The 17782-nt window shown below is 52.3% G+C and carries 20 protein-coding genes; 13 read left to right on the top strand and 7 right to left on the bottom strand.

All coding sequences use genetic code 11. The annotated features are described in order from the left end of the window. Positions 1-11 precede the first annotated feature (11 nt). The 5 genes from FW415_RS11515 to FW415_RS11495 form a co-directional block, all read right to left on the bottom strand. Positions 12-1604, bottom strand: a complete 1593-nt coding sequence (locus FW415_RS11515) for a T9SS type A sorting domain-containing protein (RefSeq protein ID WP_148384967.1) — start codon at positions 1602-1604, stop codon at positions 12-14. A gap of 3 nt (positions 1605-1607) precedes the next feature. Next, positions 1608-2747: a hypothetical protein gene (locus FW415_RS11510; protein ID WP_148384965.1), complete on the bottom strand. Its 1140-nt coding sequence runs from the start codon at positions 2745-2747 to the stop codon at positions 1608-1610. Positions 2748-2749: 2 nt separating this feature from the next. Beyond that, complete coding sequence (locus FW415_RS11505; protein WP_148384959.1) at positions 2750-3991, bottom strand: hypothetical protein; 1242 nt, start codon at positions 3989-3991, stop codon at positions 2750-2752. A gap of 291 nt (positions 3992-4282) precedes the next feature. After that, positions 4283-5131, bottom strand: coding sequence for a hypothetical protein (locus FW415_RS11500; protein WP_148384957.1), 849 nt, complete (start codon positions 5129-5131; stop codon positions 4283-4285). A 56-nt stretch (positions 5132-5187) separates the two neighbouring features. Beyond that, positions 5188-6171, bottom strand: a complete 984-nt coding sequence (locus tag FW415_RS11495) for an acyl transferase (protein ID WP_148384955.1) — start codon at positions 6169-6171, stop codon at positions 5188-5190. A 99-nt stretch (positions 6172-6270) separates the two neighbouring features. Here FW415_RS11495 and FW415_RS11490 point away from each other — a divergent pair, with 99 nt between their 5' ends. After that, positions 6271-6729 carry a hypothetical protein gene (locus FW415_RS11490; RefSeq protein WP_148384953.1) on the top strand — a complete coding sequence of 153 codons (459 nt, stop codon included), beginning with the start codon at positions 6271-6273 and terminating at the stop codon, positions 6727-6729. An 84-nt stretch (positions 6730-6813) separates the two neighbouring features. Further along, positions 6814-8352 carry an acyl-CoA carboxylase subunit beta gene (locus FW415_RS11485; RefSeq protein WP_148384951.1) on the top strand — a complete coding sequence of 513 codons (1539 nt, stop codon included), beginning with the start codon at positions 6814-6816 and terminating at the stop codon, positions 8350-8352. 91 nt (positions 8353-8443) lie between these two features. Here the strand turns inward: FW415_RS11485 and FW415_RS11480 are convergent, their stop codons facing one another. Continuing rightward, positions 8444-9415 carry an App1 family protein gene (locus FW415_RS11480; RefSeq protein ID WP_246859006.1) on the bottom strand — a complete coding sequence of 324 codons (972 nt, stop codon included), beginning with the start codon at positions 9413-9415 and terminating at the stop codon, positions 8444-8446. A gap of 69 nt (positions 9416-9484) precedes the next feature. Between FW415_RS11480 and FW415_RS11475 the strand changes: the two genes are divergently transcribed. Beyond that, positions 9485-10366, top strand: a complete 882-nt coding sequence (locus FW415_RS11475; protein WP_148384947.1) for a diacylglycerol kinase family protein — start codon at positions 9485-9487, stop codon at positions 10364-10366. A gap of 9 nt (positions 10367-10375) precedes the next feature. Here FW415_RS11475 and FW415_RS11470 read toward each other — a convergent pair whose 3' ends face one another. Beyond that, positions 10376-10774, bottom strand: coding sequence for a YidH family protein (locus FW415_RS11470; protein WP_148384945.1), 399 nt, complete (start codon positions 10772-10774; stop codon positions 10376-10378). Between the two features lie 26 nt (positions 10775-10800). Here FW415_RS11470 and FW415_RS24975 point away from each other — a divergent pair, with 26 nt between their 5' ends. From FW415_RS24975 to FW415_RS11425, 10 genes are all read left to right on the top strand, one after another. Beyond that, on the top strand, positions 10801-10953 hold the full coding sequence (locus FW415_RS24975) for a hypothetical protein (RefSeq protein WP_168208778.1): 153 nt from the start codon (positions 10801-10803) through the stop codon (positions 10951-10953). Between the two features lie 64 nt (positions 10954-11017). Further along, on the top strand, positions 11018-11605 hold the full coding sequence (locus FW415_RS11465; protein WP_148384943.1) for a Crp/Fnr family transcriptional regulator: 588 nt from the start codon (positions 11018-11020) through the stop codon (positions 11603-11605). Between the two features lie 99 nt (positions 11606-11704). Further along, positions 11705-11929, top strand: coding sequence for a hypothetical protein (locus FW415_RS11460; protein WP_148384940.1), 225 nt, complete (start codon positions 11705-11707; stop codon positions 11927-11929). A 77-nt stretch (positions 11930-12006) separates the two neighbouring features. After that, entirely contained in the window at positions 12007-12588 is a 582-nt protein-coding gene (locus FW415_RS11455; RefSeq protein ID WP_148384938.1) for a uracil-DNA glycosylase family protein, read from the top strand. Positions 12589-12863: 275 nt separating this feature from the next. Next, the gene (locus FW415_RS11450) at positions 12864-13490 is read left to right on the top strand and encodes a Crp/Fnr family transcriptional regulator (RefSeq protein WP_210420864.1); all 627 of its coding nucleotides are present in this window, start codon (positions 12864-12866) and stop codon (positions 13488-13490) included. Between the two features lie 70 nt (positions 13491-13560). After that, the gene (locus FW415_RS11445; protein WP_148384932.1) at positions 13561-14376 is read left to right on the top strand and encodes a sulfite exporter TauE/SafE family protein; all 816 of its coding nucleotides are present in this window, start codon (positions 13561-13563) and stop codon (positions 14374-14376) included. A gap of 65 nt (positions 14377-14441) precedes the next feature. Continuing rightward, a complete protein-coding gene (locus FW415_RS11440; protein ID WP_148384930.1) occupies positions 14442-15860 on the top strand; it encodes a rhodanese-like domain-containing protein in 1419 nt (472 codons plus the stop codon). Between the two features lie 11 nt (positions 15861-15871). After that, complete coding sequence (locus FW415_RS11435) at positions 15872-16183, top strand: rhodanese-like domain-containing protein (RefSeq protein ID WP_148384927.1); 312 nt, start codon at positions 15872-15874, stop codon at positions 16181-16183. Continuing rightward, a complete protein-coding gene (locus FW415_RS11430) occupies positions 16180-16371 on the top strand; it encodes a hypothetical protein (RefSeq protein WP_210420863.1) in 192 nt (63 codons plus the stop codon). Before FW415_RS11435 ends, FW415_RS11430 begins: the two co-directional genes overlap by 4 nt. Further along, entirely contained in the window at positions 16368-17750 is a 1383-nt protein-coding gene (locus FW415_RS11425; protein WP_148384925.1) for a hypothetical protein, read from the top strand. Before FW415_RS11430 ends, FW415_RS11425 begins: the two co-directional genes overlap by 4 nt. Positions 17751-17782: the final 32 nt, after the last annotated feature.

Genomic DNA, 17782 nt, shown 5'->3' with positions numbered 1-17782 from the left:
ATAATTCTGTGCTATTTCAGGATAATGATCTGCTGCGCGCCGATCCGCTGGTCGTTATTCGCCGTATCGTAGAACACCAGCACATAGGTGCCGGAAGCCATGTTGCAGTTGATGAGATTGCTCTGGCTGCTAAGCAACTGCGTCTTCTTCAGACGGCCCGCTATATCATACATTTCCATTCTGATGATCTTGTCCACCCCGAAAAGGTCTACGCGGAATATACCGGCATTGGGATTGGGGTACACGGAGATGCGGTAGAACCAGGGTACTTTTTTGACCTCCGAATAAAAGATGCGGCCATCGCGTGTAAGTGTTTTTACGCGATAGTAGGTCCAGTTATCATGAAAATTGTCGTCCTCCGCATCGTAGTACTGGGCGAAAATGCTGTTGCCACCGGTAGCGGTGGGCAGTACGGTCTGCACCGTATAAAAAGTGTCTTCCAGCTCCCGCCGCCGCTGCAGTTCGAAGTGCTGCACATTTACTTCCCGGCGGGTGTACCAGTAGGTTTGTACCCAGCGGATATCCCTGCGGTAGGCGAAGAAAAGCAGGTCTACCAGCGATGGGGATTCGCCCGGGAATGGTACAGCGGATTTGGAGAGGTACAGGTTGCTGCCTGTGCCGTCAGGGAACCTGCGGGTATTGAGATAGGACTGCGGTTGCGGCGCGCCGGTGGTGATGGTGCCGGGAGTGGTGATGCCTCCGGGGGGGAGGGTGTCCCACCCGGTTGGTTGGAAACGGGATACATAGCTGCTGTCCCGGTGATAGGAAAAAAGCGTGTCTTCCGCCTGGCGTTCATGCTGCAGCCGGATGAATACGCTGCCTTCCGGATGCCGGCTGCCGATGTTCCAGGTTTTGAGCACTTTGTCCGGTATGAGGGCGGGGCCTGAAATAGCGGAGGTGTACACACTGTCAAACACCCGCGCATGAAAATCGGCAGGCGCTGTTTCGTTGCGCCGGATGGTCAGCGGGGAATAACTGCCCGGCGCTGTGCCTACGGGAAAAGCGACATCCCCTTCCGCGCTGGTCAGTTGCTCCCGGAAAAGATAACCGCCGCCCTGGGCCGTTCCGGTAACCACAAAACGATGATGGCTGTAGCCGCCGATATTGCCCGGGGAGCCGTGCCCTACTACCAGGTTCCAGCCGTTCAGGAACACATGGCCGCTGTCGAATTGCAGGAGGTAGCGGACTTTGGTATCAGTGAGGTCTTCCAGGTAAAGGCCGTCAGGGTTGGCCAGCTGCAGCCGCGGAAAGCTGGCGCCGCTTTTTGTTCCGGCATTGTAGCCGCCGAACAGGAATTGCGGGCCATTGTGAGATGAAAAATTAAATGTGCCGCCATCCGGATGAAGGGTATCGTTGTAATAGTATTCATCGGGAATGAGGGCGTTTTGTTCATTCCGCCAGTGTTGCCCGTAGAAATAGATCATGGCGCCTTTCATGGAGCCGAGGCGGCCGGCGTTCTGCATATCACCGAAGATGGATACAGTATCCTTTTTAAATACCATGATGTCGCTGTTCGGCGGGATGAAAACGCCGGACTGCGCGAGGCAACAGTGGCTGATGGTGATCAGCGTGAGCAGGAGTAATATGTTGCGTGGGTGGTGCATGGTTTAGTTGCCTTCTACGCGGATGTAGATGCGGGTGGAGGTATTGGTGTGGGGTTCGAGGCCTTCAACTCCAAGAACGCTGATAAGGAGAAGCGTGTATTTACTCTCCATTACCCTGATCGTGACACTATTCAAGCTATTATTCGCAACAGTTACAATTGGTGCATTGGTGGCATCCACTGTTCCCTTGGCATTTGCGGTAACCTGAATGTTGAGTATATTGGTAAATCCTACATTTGCGGGGATATCAATAGTCTGTGTACCTGTTCCATTGTTCGCCACCTCAGCAATCCATACTTTCGTCACCGTCCCCACCGAAGCCGAAGCCCCAGTCCCGCTATAATACTCCGGCCCCGCTTTCACAACATTCCCATTTGCATCTACACCAATCGTTGAAGCCCCAACTGTCACCAGATTAGTTGTCGTCAAATTCTCCAGCCGCAACCCGGAAGCCCCCGCAGACCCCGTTCTCACATGCAGCTGCGAAGTAGGCGATGGCGTATTGATCCCCACCAATCCATTGGATAATATCCGCATCCGCTCAAAATTATTCGTGATAACAGGCAGATCATAATTGCTTTTCGTCCCCAACTGCTGCACGGAAGGAACACCATTCCCTCCCAGCAACCACCCCGTTGCCGCGCTCAATTCTCCCGTAGAACTGTTCAACGTCAACCCGTCTCCCAGCGAGATCTCCTGCACCGTGCCGCTACCTGCGCTATATCGCCCGAGTAACCGCGCAGTAGCAGACACCGCCTGCATCTTCCCATACGTCACCGCTCCGGCTGCAATCGAAGGCGAAGGATAAGTTCCCGTCAGGTCACCTCCCGCGGCCCCGGCATCCTGCCAGAAATTCACCGCATCGGTCAGCCTGATCCAGTATCCGCCTTTCCGCAACCGCAGGCTGTTATCCGAAGTGAAATAGATGATCATGCCATCCGGCGCCGTGGATAATGTAGTGAGGGTAGTATCGGAAATGCGCGGCAGCCAAAGCCCCTGCCGGTCACTTTCCAGTTCCAGTATAGAAGATTTGTTGATCACGGCAGGATTCAATCCCAGTTTCAACTGCGCCCCGGCTATGCCGCAGCATAGCAACAAAGCATGTGCAAGCACGAACCGGCGCAGCCAGCGTGTTCTCTTCATGCTTATTTTTTTATCACGAACCAGTTGAAGCCATCGGTCTGGATCGTTACGAACGTCCAGTCATTATAAATGATGTAATTGGTGTTGCCGTCTATCGTTCCGCCGGTAGGCGCAATGGTCAGTTCATTATCGATCCCGCCGGTACCGATCTTCTTGATCGTATAAATACGTCCCGCGATATTGGTGGGTGATGGCAGGGTTACGGTAATGGCGCCGGAAGTAGTATTGGCCAGTATGGTATTGTCATCTACTGTTACTGCCTGGCTGCTGGTGATGGTGGTAATATTGGAAGATATGGAGCCGTTCACCTGGAAGGTGGAATTGGCGGCCGTACCGGCGGACAGGCCCACGCCTACGGAATCCCGGAACGTCTTCGCCCCGGCGAAGGTCTGCCCGATAGTGGATACCGCACCGGGATTGCTTTCATCCGCGGCATGCAGCACGAGAGAATCTGTTGTGATACTCAGGCCGGTGGGACTGGCATCCAGCGAAAAAGCGGTATTCAATATCTGCGCCCTTGCAGATGAATCGAAACGTTGCCAGTCGGCATACGACAGCAGGCCACGGGAAGTTGTGCCATTACCATCTTGTGTGGGAAAGTTGAACCGGTGCTCACCCGCTGCGGAGTTGATCTCCACATCCACGGTAACCGCGCTGTCTATCGCAAACGTCTGTGCGGAATCGCGCAATCCGTTCAGGGATGAGATCACATTATTAAAAGCGGCTTCCGCTATCGTGCGCTGCAGGATATTGCCCGTAGCAGGGTCCAGCACCAGTACCTGCACCTGGTCCGTACCGTCGCCGATAGTGCCGGAAGTGACCTGCAGGCTGCCGCCAGCGGTCAGGCGCATCCGCTCCGCGTTATTCGTCCGGAAGATCAATGCCTGTTCATCGGTAGTGCCCATGAAATTCACGGCGGAATCCAGTCCGGCATTGCCCAAAGTGCTCCAGTTGCGGGTGCTGCTGAGGCTGTCTGACGACATGCGTTGCCAGAGACTATTCTTTCTGATGAACAGGCTGGCGGAATCGGTCACATAAATGATCATCCCGTCCGGTGCGGCATTCAGCGGGTCCGTGGCCATATTGGCGCCGGGAATACGGGGCAGCAAAAGGCCCTGGCGGTTGCTTTCCAGTTCCAGGATGGAAGATTTGCTGATCACACTGGGGTTGGAGCCCACTTTTAATTGTCCCAGTGCGGAAATGCCCGGGAGCGCCAGCAATAGTAACAATGCAAGCTTTTTCATAGTTATGGATTTTTAGAAAAAAGAGGTTACTGTACCGTAAGCGGCATCATTGATTGATACCCGATCCTGGTTTAGTTCATTGATAAATTGTACGGCAACAATAATACAGTGCAAGCCAAGGCAGCTACAGTACACGTCGTCAGTACGTGACAATAAATAATAATTGCTTAAACGGTGCTCAAATGGAGATAATCAGGTTAACTTATCGGTTCGTGATAAAGATAGAAACATTCCTGCATACAGCAAAAAAAATACATTATTTAAAACAGCAATAACGTTTACAGGTGTACGCTATTTGTTGATATCAGCCAACTGTACTTTTCTTCTTTCGTTGATAATGATGTGCGTGGTATGGGTGAACACCTTGTCCCCGTTCCCGTATTCCAGGAACATTTCCAGCGGCATTACCACCGGCGGGTAAGATCCCTCGGTACGCATTCTTTCGATCTGCATCTTGAAATGTTCCGGCATGAGGCTGTAACCTGGAAAAACGGAATGCGGGTCCATCGGTATCCACACATACGCCGTTACCTTCGCGTGATTGGTATTCACTACCCGCGGGTCGTTGCGGAGATTATGCGCCACATACTCCTCACAGGCCACACCGGCAATGACTTTCTTTGCGCCGGTACGGGTAAGTTGGCTGAGGTAGCCGATCTCACCGGGATAGACCGGTTCCATGCCTTCCAGTTCCAGCCTGGCCTTGTCCCCGCTCGCAATACCGGCAACACCTGCCAGGCTGAGCTGGGATTCTTTCCCGAAATCGCCGTAAAAATGATACCGTGTTCCCGTGCTTCTGCTGAACAGCTGAATGCAGAAAGCCGGACTGGTGCTGCTGTAATAGATCACAATATCCTCGCCACCGTCTATCACCCGCTGACTGCCCTGGAAAGCCTCGCTTTCCTGGTACACGGCCCAGTCAAACTCGTAGGAGGAATCAATGGCTACTTTGTCGTCACCACCGATGATCAGGGTAGGGTTCTCTTCGGTTTTCCTGTTCGGGGATACGGGCATGGTCTCTTCCATCATCTCCGTATCTCCGGATTTATCCTTTTTCTTCATCAGCTTCTTCAGCAACTGGGCATGCCCGTCCGGCAGGCAGTTTAAAAAGATGATCAGCAGGAGTATTGGTTTTTTCATAGGTAATGGAATTGAATTCCACCGGAAAGTTAATCATATTATCTTAATTCCGCATACTAGCTTATCATCAGGCTGCATCCGCGCAGCGCCGAGCTATCCAGCCGTCCCAATACTTCAAAACCGCCATCGGCGTGAATCCGGCCGATATCATCCGTAGCAATGAAGGCACAGGAATAGATATTGGCCATATCGATGATATTGATCACGCCGGAAGCGTTTCGGGTGTACAGCTGGAAGGGGTCATTTTCATCCCGCAGGAGCACTTTCATCCAGGGCGGGCAGTAAAATATGCCATGCGCTTTTGAATAGGCCTGGCTGAGCAGTTCGGTCATCCCGTATTCCGCATGGATGGCGGGTACGCCCAGGCGGGCGGAGAGGTAGGCATGCAGTTCCGCGCGTGTCCATTCCTCGCGCCGGCCCTTCATGCCGCCGGTTTCCATAACAACGGTATGGCGCAACTGCAGGGGATGGCTTTCTGCGAAGTCCAGCAGCGCGAATGTTACACCAATGAGCAGTACCTTTTGCCCGCGGGCCTCCAGCTCCTGCAGCGTGGCAGCCAGCTTTTCATGCTCATACAGGTAAAAACCGCTCTCCGGGTGGCCGCTCCGGCGGATCATCTCCTGCACCATATAGACGAGGGAAGAGGACTGGCGCTCCAGGTAAGAAGGCAGCAGGCCCAACACCACATAATCCCGCACATCCCCGTAAAACAGGCGGAATGCGGCCATAAAGCTGTGGGTATAGATTGCCGTATCCTTCACGAGGTGACGGCTGTTTACCGTGCCCGTGGTGCCGCTGCTCTCAAAAACGGCTTCCGGCTCAAATTCACCGCAGATCACCCGATGGGTCTTGAAGAACTGGATAGGCAGAAAAGGTATCCGGGAAACCGACTGCACCGAAGCCGGGTCCACCTTCAGGGCATCCACATAGGCCCGGTACAGGGCGTTGGTGAGATACTGGAAGCGGAACAGCTCCAGCACAAGGTTTTCCGGCAAATCGCCCTTTACCGACAATATCCGCGCTGCAAAAGAATCATTCATCGGGAGCAAATTTACGACCTGTCATGTAACAATCAACGGCAAGGGAGCGTTTAATCAACAGTACTTTGCCTTTTGGCCAATTTAATGTAGGTTTGTTATATGAAGAAAATAATTGCTTTATCCGCCATATTGTTCGCTTTTGCAGGGTGTAAGAAAGACAACGTTGAAGGCAACAAACCGAAGCTGACCTTCAAGTCCGTTTCCGCCGAAGATGTGCCTGCCGAGATGAGGATGATCACCTTCGAATTCCAGTTGCAGGATGGGGACGGTGATACCGAGGATGCCCTGTATGTGAACGATATCCGTTTCGGGGACGATACCAAGTTCGATATGGTGCGCATGCCCGAGCTGGAAAGCCACAAAGGCACCAAGCTGGACGCGGAGCTGACGCTTTATGTGAGCGATCTGCCGGATAACGTCTTCATGCGCCTGCGGGACGGCCGTGATCCGGACCTCGTGCCCAATCCTGACACCATGCAATACCGCGTGTTCGTGCTGGACAATGCCGGCAATAGCAGCGACACCATTACACTGCCCAAAGTAGCCATCCACCGTTGATTTCCACAAAGCCTTACGGAAGGTAAAGGCAGATAATCCCGCTGCCCGGTATGGATTATTGCCGCATTCCGTACATTTACAAGTATGAGCAAGATCCAGGAACTGCATTCAAAGATCGCCGAAGCCCAGCTGGGAGGTGGTCAGACACGTATTGATTCCCAACACAAGAAAGGAAAACTCACCGCCCGCGAAAGGCTGCAGCTTTTGCTGGATGACGGTTCTTTTGAAGAACTGGGCATGTTCGTTCACAACCGGAACAAGGGCCTCACCACCGAGCAGGAACAGTTCCCGGGGGACGGTGTGGTCACCGGTTACGGCACCATCAACGGACGCCTCGTCTATGTTTTCTCCCAGGATTTCACCGTGTACGGCGGCAGTCTTTCCGAGCCGCATGCGCAGAAGATCTGCCGTATTATGGACCTGGCGATGGAAAACGGCGCACCTGTCATCGGCCTGAACGACAGCGGCGGTGCGCGCATACAGGAAGGTGTGGTAAGCCTCGGCGGTTATGCCGATATTTTCTACCGCAATACCCGCGCTTCCGGCGTGATCCCCCAGATATCCGCCATCATGGGGCCCTGCGCCGGTGGTGCCGTGTACTCTCCTGCTATTACGGACTTCATCCTCATGGTGGAGAACACTTCGTATATGTTCGTGACCGGGCCCAACGTGGTCAAAACCGTCACCCATGAAGAAGTGACCTCCGAAGCCCTCGGCGGTGCGCAGACGCATGCCACCAAAAGCGGCGTTACCCATTTCGCCTGCAGCAATGAAGTAGCCTGTATCCAGAATATCAAACAGCTGCTCTCCTACATGCCGCAGAACTGCGAAGATACCGCACCGGTATATCCTTACGAACCCGGGAATGAAACACGTCCCGTACTCAATAATATCATCCCGGAGAATCCCAACCAGCCGTACGACATGAAGGAAGTGATCGCGGAGTTGACGGATGCGGGCAGCTTCCTGGAAGTGCATAAGGATTTTGCCGATAATATCATCGTGGGCTTCGCCCGCATTGCCGGAAGGAGCATCGGCATCGTGGCCAATCAGCCTGCCGTGCTGGCCGGGGTGCTGGATATTCACGCTTCCGTGAAAGGCGCCCGGTTCACCCGCTTCTGCGATGCCTTCAACATCCCGCTGCTGGTACTGGTAGATGTGCCGGGGTTCCTGCCCGGTACGGACCAGGAATGGAACGGCATCATCACCAACGGCGCAAAGCTCCTTTTTGCCCTCAGCGAAGCCACCGTGCCAAAGATCACCGTTACCACCCGCAAAGCTTACGGCGGCGCGTATTGCGTAATGAACTCCAAGCACATCGGGGCTGACCTCAACTTTGCCTTCCCCCAGGCGGAAATTGCCGTAATGGGACCGAAAGGCGCCGTGGAGATCATCTACAAGAAAGAGATCGACAATGCCCCCGATCCGGCTGCAAGAATGAACGAGCTGGTGGCAGACTATACAGAACGCTTCGCCAATCCTTACCTCGCAGCAGAGAAAGGATATATCGATGAAGTGGTTACGCCCGAAGAAACCCGCAGCAAGCTGATCAAAGGATATAAAATGCTGGAAAATAAAGTGGTGAACCTGCCGCGGAAGAAACACGGGAATATCCCGTTGTGAGGCGCGCGGGAGATATGCTCCATGAGCATCGTGTGAACAGGACGGCTGCAACTTAAACGAGCGGCGTATCCGGATGTGCGGAAGGTCTCCGCTACCCGGCGATCAGCCCCGTTTCCCTGGAATGCGCAATGGCTTCCTCACTATGCCGGAAATAACAGCACTCCACACCCAGTTCCCTGATGGCCGCCACCACCGCCTGCACACCGGCGGCCGGGGTTTTGCGCACCTGCCGGAGATACACGCATAATACCCGCTCGGGGAAATGCCGGGCAATGGCCAGGTAAATAGCAGGGTCCTGCTGCGTATCATCGCCAAGCAATACAAAGCGTGTGGAAGGGTAGTTTTCCAGTATCCGGCTGATACGGGTAAATTTCGTGGCATGCTTCCCCTGTCCCGTTGCCAGCAATTGCGTAACGCGTTTCACCTGGCTCAGCAGGTACACCCCTTCCGGCAGCCCATAGGTACGGGAGAACTCGCGGATATAATTATACAGGTTCCATTCACTGCTGGATACATAAAAGAAAGGATTCGGCACATCTTCGGTAGTGCCTGCCGTACCGAGCAGCGAATAGTGCAGCGCAACGCCTTCAAAAGGGCGGCGGGTGCGTGCGTTACGGGTAAAAAGCAGGTACAGCCGCTTCAGCAGCCGGGATGAATGCGATACGAGAAAAGTATCGTCAATATCGGAAATGCAGCCATATTGCGTGCGGTAGGGGATGTAGACGCTTCCCTCCCCCTCGGCCAGGATCTCCCCCTTCTCCGTATGGGCAACGGTTACGGTATGCCAGCCGGCATCGGTAGGTTGCTGCGGCGCCCATTGGAAATGAAAGAACCCGTCCTTTGCCGTTACCGCATCAATGCGCTCTCCCTGCCATACCAGATGAACGGCCGCATCAGCCTTCGGCCTTACCACGAACAAACGGATGAGCGCCCACATGTTCCGCAGCACATTCCTGTTATAGGTGCGCCGCGGACGGGGAGCCAGCGAAAATACATGCCCGAAGACCTGCAACTGCCCGTCACGGCCATAACCGTGATACACTTTCACCGTCGGATATGCCATGAGACCTAATTTCGACAGCCATCCCGGTTTTACGGTTCCAAATTTGCTACGTTGTGATGAATGATCTGTATGGAACATCAAAAGAAATTAATACTTTTTGTGATCAATCCTTCTTCCGGGCAACGGAAAAAAACTGCACCGCAAGAAGTGATCCAACTTTTCTTCCGGGATAAGCCGGCATTTGAACCGGTACTGATGGAACTGGGCAACCGGCAGACGGATGAGAAGAAGTTACGGACATATATCCGCGAAGGCAAATTATATGGCATGGTGGCTGTGGGGGGTGACGGTACGGTGAAAATGCTGGCGGAACACCTCATGGGATCAGATATTCCGCTGGGAATATTGCCGGCCGGCTCCGCCAACGGCATGGCAAAGGACCTGGGCCTGCCGGAGGACTGGAACGCCGCGCTGGAAGTCATCACATCGGGCAATACCCGCCGCATCGATGCCATCAGCATCAATGGCCGCGAACTATCCATTCACCTGAGCGACATCGGGCTGAACGCCCTGCTGGTAAAACATTTTGAATTGTCCGGCATGCGCGGCAAACTGGGTTACGCCCGCGTAGTCATGAAAACACTGTACTCCCGGCAACTGATACGCGTGGAAATAGACAACGGGGCGGAAGTGGTGAACCGCGAAGCATTCATGATCGTACTCGCTAACGCCAGGATGTACGGCACGGGCGCCTGCATCAATCCGGATGGCGACCTGAGCGACGGGGTGTTTGAAGTGGTGCTGGTCAAAAGGTTATCCGTAACGGAACTCCTGAAAATGATGTTCCGGCACCGCCCATTCAATCCAGAAAAAACAGAGATCATCCGCGCGCGGAAAGTGAAGATCGAAACCGCCCGGAAAATGGAATTCCAGATAGACGGGGAATACATGGGGAGAGTCACCAGCGTACAGGCCGAAATGCTGCCGGGCGTGCTCACCCTGTTCACATAACGCCGGCGGCTAGAGGCTCCACAAGAGATACCATACCAGCAGCACCGCCCCGAGCAGGATGAACAGCGTCAGCAGGATGATCAGTCGCGATGAAGGATAGAACACATCCTCATTCAGATTCCGCTCTATCTTCTTGTACCGCATGAAAGACAATAAGGATATGACCCCACCCAGCGATACCAGGAACACCCCGATGATCCCCGAGTAGCTATGCTGCGGCAGCGGAATGGCCTTGTCCGAAAAGGCATAGGCCAGCTGCCGGATAAAAAGCGAAAACTTGACCACCACAAACCCGAAGGCCATAATGGCGATCGCTGTTCTGATCCATGCCAGGAAGGTGCGTTCATTGGCAAGATGGTCGGTTGCCTTTCCGCTTGGTGTTTTATGGGTATCTTTGCGGGTATCCATGGATTAAATTTAATCTTTTTGAGACAATGTTGTCCGGTGAAAAATATGCCGACACAGCTGCATCCTGCTCCGGCAACCCCTACACGTTCATCGCAGCATCCAGAACATTGCCCATTTTCCTCCGGGCGGGGCTGGAAATGCTCACCGGCAGTTGCACGCCGGCTTTCGCCAGGAACTGAATACCAGTCGGCAAATACGTATATTTGAGCATCACCTGCAATGCTGACCGGTACAAATCTGTAAATGAGCAAACACCAATTAATAAACTATGTACAAAACTTCGTTTCGCTGAGCGATGATGAAGCGCAACATTTTGTATCCGGCTTTGAAGAAGTCAGAGTAAAAAAAAGGCAATTCATTGTTCAACCCAATTTTATAAACAAACACCGGTCATTTGTACTGAAAGGGGCCTTCAGATCCTATACCGTAACAAATGACGGACAGGAACATACCCTTCAATTTGCCATAGAAAACTGGTGGATATCGGATTTCAATAGTTACATATACCAACATCCTGCAACCCTTTTTATTATTGCGCTGGAAGACAGTACCATCCTGCAAATTGAATACAGCAAAGAACAAGAACTAAAAAAAGCTAGCCATAAATTTGAGACTTTCTTCAGAATAATGGCTGAAAAAGGACTTGCCTTTGAACACCGAAGAATCCTGTTTAATCTGACACACGCTGCCGAAGCGCGCTACGAGAACTTTTTATTGAACTTTCCCAACTTCGTTCAGCGTGTGCCTCAATACGCTTTAGCTTCCTACCTTGGAATGACAACAGAATTTTTATCCCGGATCAAAAACAAGAGAGCCCGAAAGAAAAGTTGAACTACATCAACCTTTTTTCCTGATCTGCTTCATTTTTATCGCTTCTGAATTGCCCGACTTTTGCCTTGCCAATATTGACGAAAAATGTAAACCAATAAAATGATGGAACAATCATTATTACATGAAGTTTTTCCCGTTAAAAGCGGGATGGTAAGAAAAGGCCAAAGTGTTGAGGCTACTGAGAAGTATTTTGCGTCTAATGCCCAACCCCCTGATTTTGACGGGACCGTAAAACGACAAATCGAAATGCTGACCAAAATGAAAGCGTTTGCAGGAGCTATTTCAAAAAAAGCAGACGGTATGAGCTGCTTCACGCTTCGGTAAAGGACAAAAGGTTGTAACAGTATTAGTAAAAACACCGGAAGATTACATATATCTTCAGGTGCTATTCAGTTTTTATAATGGACAAATTGCTTTCAGAAATCAGGAACTGTACTGTTTGCCGGAATTTTTTACCCAATGCCCCAAGGCCAATAATTCAGGCAAGCACGGCTTCGAAAATTGTTATTATAGGCCAAGCACCCGGGCAGAAAGTACAAAACAGCGGAATCCCCTGGGATGATGCAAGCGGAAACAATTTAAGGGACTGGCTGGGCGTGGATAAAAAAATGTTCTACGATGAAAAACTATTTGCCCTTGTACCTATGGGTTTCTGTTTTCCGGGCACCGGAAAATCAGGCGACCTGCCTCCAAGACCGGAATGTGCTGCAATGTGGCATCACCCGGTTTTATCCTCGATGAAAAGAGTTAGGCTCACGCTTTTAATAGGGCAATATGCACAGCATTTTTATTTAAAAAATGCGGCTAAAAGCACATTAACAGCAACTGTAAAAAATTACAGCGAATATCTGCCAAACTATCTTCCATTACCGCACCCCTCCCCTCGTAATAACATTTGGCAGAAGAAAAACAGTTGGTTTATGGAAAGTCTGATACAGGTGCTGCAAGAAAATGTGAGGCTGGCCCTTGGCAATAATGAATAAAGCACAGCAGGCAACATTGCATAAGTGTACACAGGTGGAATTGCTAAAATTCAGTATTGGGGGGATCTGTCAAAGTTTAGCGCAGGCCGGGCATTCAACAGCGTCTGAATCAGGACATCCTGGTCAAAATCCGCCAGAAACCCTGAAAAACACGTAACTTTTACCCGGGCAATAGTCTTTTTGATACAATTGCCACAGCTGTTCCCCTGATCAGGCGTGACATTTGTCACGATACACCACCAGCATTAAGCTTATCTTGCATAATTGATCTGACCATGAACATCAAAGCACATTTCCCGGCATTCGAAACAGGGCTCGTCAGCGAGCTGGAAGAAAAAGCGGACCTTATCAGCGTGCCCGCAGGTGAGCCCCTGCTTAAAACAGGGCAGAACATCCGTTCCACCATGCTTATCACCAAAGGATTGGTAAAAGTGTATCGTGAGGATGAGGAAGGCAACGAGTTCTTCATGTATTACCTGAACCCGGGCGATGCCTGCGCCCTGTCCATGATCTGCGCCACAAAGCAGGAAACCAGCGGCATCATGGCAAAAGCGGTGATGGATACGGAAGTCATCAAAATACCACTCCAGTACATGGATGAATGGATGACCCGCTATAAAACCTGGTACTACTTTGTGCTGGAAACCTACCGCAGCCGGTTTGAAGAACTGCTTACCACAATCGATCATATCGCTTTCCGAAATATGGATGAGCGCCTGGTGTTCTATCTGAAAAGGCATCAGAAAAGCCTCAACAGCAACATTATTCCCCTCGCCTTCACGGAGATCGCGCAGGAGCTGAACTCCTCCCGCGAGGTGATCTCCCGCCTGATGAAAAAACTGTCTGACAAAGGCATGGTAAAGCTGCACCGCTCTCATATCGAGATCATTGATCTGAATTAACCATTACCGTGATAAATATCACGGGTAAGCTTGCCGCCATAACTGAGATTTGCATGTAAACATTTACCACATGGAAATCGCAGGATATATTGCATCACTGATTATAGGCGTTTCACTTGGACTGATCGGCGGAGGCGGCTCTATCCTTACCGTTCCCGTTCTGGTCTATCTCTTTCATGTGGAACCGGTGATCGCTACTGCCTATTCCCTGTTCATCGTTGGCGCTACCAGCCTGGTAGGCACTTTCCCCAAATACAAACTGGGTGAGGTAAACCTGAAGACAGCGCTGATATTCGGCATCCCTTCCATCGCCGCCGTTTATGCCACCAGAGCATTCGTTGTTCCGGCCATTCCGCAGGAGCTTTTCAGCATCGGATCACTTGTTGTCACCAGGTCACTCCTGATGATGGTCCTTTTTGCCGTGCTGATGGTCTTTGCTTCCATCTCCATGATCCGCAACAAACCGGAAAATGAGGAAACCGTATCATCCCCGCAAAAATTCAACTACCCGCTGATACTGCTGGAAGGAACGATCGTAGGCACCCTCACCGGTCTCGTTGGCGCCGGGGGCGGATTCCTGATCATTCCGGCGCTCGTGCTGCTGAGCAAGCTGCCCATGAAACAGGCTGTAGGCACTTCATTACTGATCATTGCCGCCAAATCACTGATCGGTTTCACCGGCGATCCGGGCAAAGACCTGATGGACTGGAAACTGCTGGTGATCGTCACCGCGCTGGCGGTACTGGGAATCTTTCTTGGCAATAAGCTCGGCAAAAAAGTGCCGGCAGACCGGCTGAAGAAAGGGTTCGGCTGGTTCGTGCTGGTCATGGGACTGTATATCCTGGTAAAAGAACTCGTTTTCCCCGGAACAGGCGGCGGCCATTGATGTGACCAATGTCACGTTTAAAACCTGCAATTCATCTCAACTTTGACATATAAAAATCCAACACCATGAAAATAGAACAAATTTATACCGGTTGTCTCGCTCAGGGCGCCTACTATATTGAAAGCGCCGGAGAAGCCGTGATCATCGATCCACTGCGTGAGGTGGAACCTTATCTGCAGAAGGCGGAAAAGAACGGCGCAAAGATCAAATATGTGCTGGAAACGCATTTTCATGCAGACTTCGTTTCCGGTCATCTCGATCTCTCGAAGAAAACCGGTGCGCCCATCGTGTACGGGCCTAACGCACAGCCTTCCTTTGACTTCTATTCCGCCAAAGACGGGGAAGAACTGACGGTCGGCAATGTGACCATCAAAGTATTGCATACACCCGGCCATACCATGGAAAGCACCAGCTATCTGCTGCGGGATGAGAAAGGTAACGACGCGGCCTTGTTCAGTGGAGATACCCTGTTCATCGGCGATGTAGGCCGCCCGGACCTGGCGCAGAAAGTAAAGGCTGAGCTGACGCAGGATATGCTCGCCGGCCATCTCTACGATTCGCTGCGCAACAAGATCATGCCCCTGGCGGACGATATTATCGTGTACCCGGCACATGGCGCAGGAAGCGCCTGCGGCAAGAACATGAGCAAAGAAACATCAGACACGCTGGGCCATCAGAAAAAGACCAATTACGCGCTGCGCCCGGATATGACCAAAGAAGAGTTCATCCGGGAGGTGACCACCGGCCTGGTAGCGCCGCCTGCCTACTTCCCGCTGAATGTCATGATGAACATACAGGGATACGACAGCATAGACAAAGTGCTGGAAAGAGGTCATCATGCTCTCTCCCCCGCTGCTTTTGAAACAGCGGCCAATGAAACGGGCGCATTGATACTCGATACCCGCGATCCGCAGACCTTCGCCAAAAGCTTCATCCCCAATTCCATCAATATCGGGATAGACGGCAACTTCGCGCCCTGGGTAGGCACCCTGATCCCTGACATCCGGCAGCAGCTCCTGCTCGTTACGGACGAAGGCCGCGAGGATGAAGTGATCGTAAGACTGGCCCGGGTGGGATACGACCATACCATCGGGTACCTCAAAGGAGGCTTCCCCGCATGGGAAAAAGCCGGACTCGAAACCGATGCCATCCCTACCATCACCGCGGACGAACTGGCGGCAAAAATGGAACAGGGACCTGTGGCGATCCTGGACGTGCGGAAGAAAAGCGAATACCTGAGCGAACATGTCATCGATGCGGAAAACGCACCGCTGGATTTCATCAACGAAAGCTCCGCGGGGCTGGACAAGGAAAAGACGTGGTATGTGCATTGCGCGGGAGGTTACCGCTCCATGATCTTCAATTCCATCCTGCGTGCCAGGGGCTATCATCACCTTATTGATGTGAAAGGCGGTTTCAAAGCCATAAAAGAAAGCGGGAAGTTCAAGGTAACGGACTACGTCTGCCCCACTACTTTACTCTAAAAAAAACGACGATGTTAAAAATATTCAATGTGTTCTTTTCCGGCCCAAAGGCGGATGTAAAAGAACTGGTAAAAGAAGGTGCAATGATCATAGACGTCAGAACGCCGGCGGAATTCAGGGAAGGCCATATCAAAGGCTCCCTGAATATTCCGCTGGACAGTATCCGGTCAAAGATACCGCAGCTGAAAAAAGAAGGTAAAAAGATCATCACCGTATGCAGAAGCGGCAACCGCAGCGCCATGGCTAAATCCCTGCTCTCCGGCAGCGGCATTACCGCAACCAATGGCGGCGCCTGGCAGGAACTGCAACACCGGCTGTCATGATGCGGCGCAATATCATACTGATCATGGCAGGAGGCATACTGGGCGCAGTGGCCGGATATCTGTACTGGAAACATGTGGGATGTGTATCCGGCACCTGCGCCATCACCTCAAGTCCGCGTAACAGTACCGCCTATTTTGCCGTGCTCGGCGCGCTGGCATTCAGCATGTTCAACGGGAAGAAAAAATGAGAACGGCCTGTATCAAAAGTATCATCCTGCTTTGTGTTACAGGCCTTTCCTTTACGCCGGCCCCGGCACAAAGCACGCCGGAAAAGGCGGATACCTCCAGCCTGCTCCGCGCTTTCCGCAAAGGGAGCATTCACGGCCACTTCCGGCAGTTCTCCATGTTTACGGATAATGCGGCCGGGCTGTCCGACTACCACGCCATTGCCATCGGCGGCGGGATCAAATATGAAACACGCCCCTGGTACAATTTCAGTTTCGGGGTCAGCGGGTTCTTCATCTACAACCTTCATTCCGCTGATCTGGGCGAAGCGGACCCTTCCTCCGGTGCGCACAACCGTTATGAGATCGGTTTATTCGATATCGAAGATCCTTACAATAAAAGCAATATCGACCGGCTGGAAGAACTGTACCTTAAATACAGTTTCGCCGGCAACCAGCTGATATTCGGCAAACAGATCATCAACACGCCCTTCATCAATGCGCAGGACAGCAGGATGCGGCCCTCGGAAGCGGAAGGCTTCTATGGCAGGTTCAGCATCTCCGCGCATACCTCGCTGGAAACCGGTTTTCTTTACCGCTTTTCCCCGCGAAGCACCGTTGACTGGTACAATACGGGCGGCTCCATCGGCATATACCCGCAGGGTGTGAACAGGAACGGCTCCACGGGTAACTACCGGAACAACCTGAGGTCCGCGGGAGTGGCGCTGGCCGGTATTCATTTCCGGCCGTCACCCGCTTTTCATGCGCAGCTTTGGGAATACGTGGCGGAGAACATGTTCCATACCACAATGCTGCAGGCGGATATCAAACAGGGGTATTGGCTCGGCGCCCTGCAATACATCCGGCAGGATGCGCTGCGGGATGGGGGAAACCCTGACCCTGCAAAAACCTACTTCGCTCCCGGCAATACCGTCAACATACTTGGCCTGCGCGCCGGCTGGGAAGATGAAAAAACACAGCTCACCCTCAACTACACCCGCATCACCAAAAGCGGAAGATTTACCATGCCGCGGGAATGGGGCACCGAGCCATTGTTCACTTACCTGTCCAGGGAGCGCAATGAAGGCTACGGCGATGTGCATGCAGCCTCCGCCCTGCTCAAAATGAAACATCCCTGCTGCCATGCCCGGTCGGAATTCGGCTATGGCCATTATTACATGCCTGATGTGCAGGACCATGCCCTGAGCAAATACGGCGTGCCTTCCTACTATCACGTCAAGGCGCTTGCGGATTACGCTTTCGGGCAGTCCCTGGAGGGCATGGACCTGGCTTTTCTCTTCGTGTACAAAGGCCATCTGGGCACACCGCCAACGGATAAAAAATACCTGATCAACAAGATCGATATGGCTTCCTGGAACCTTATCCTGAACTATCATTTCTGAATCGTGACAATTATCACGGCCGGCATAGCTTG

Source organism: Chitinophaga sp. XS-30 (genome assembly GCF_008086345.1).
Taxonomy (GTDB): domain Bacteria; phylum Bacteroidota; class Bacteroidia; order Chitinophagales; family Chitinophagaceae; genus Chitinophaga.
The sequence above is the reverse complement of the archived record's forward strand: the minus strand, read 5'-3'. Positions and strand labels throughout refer to the sequence as shown.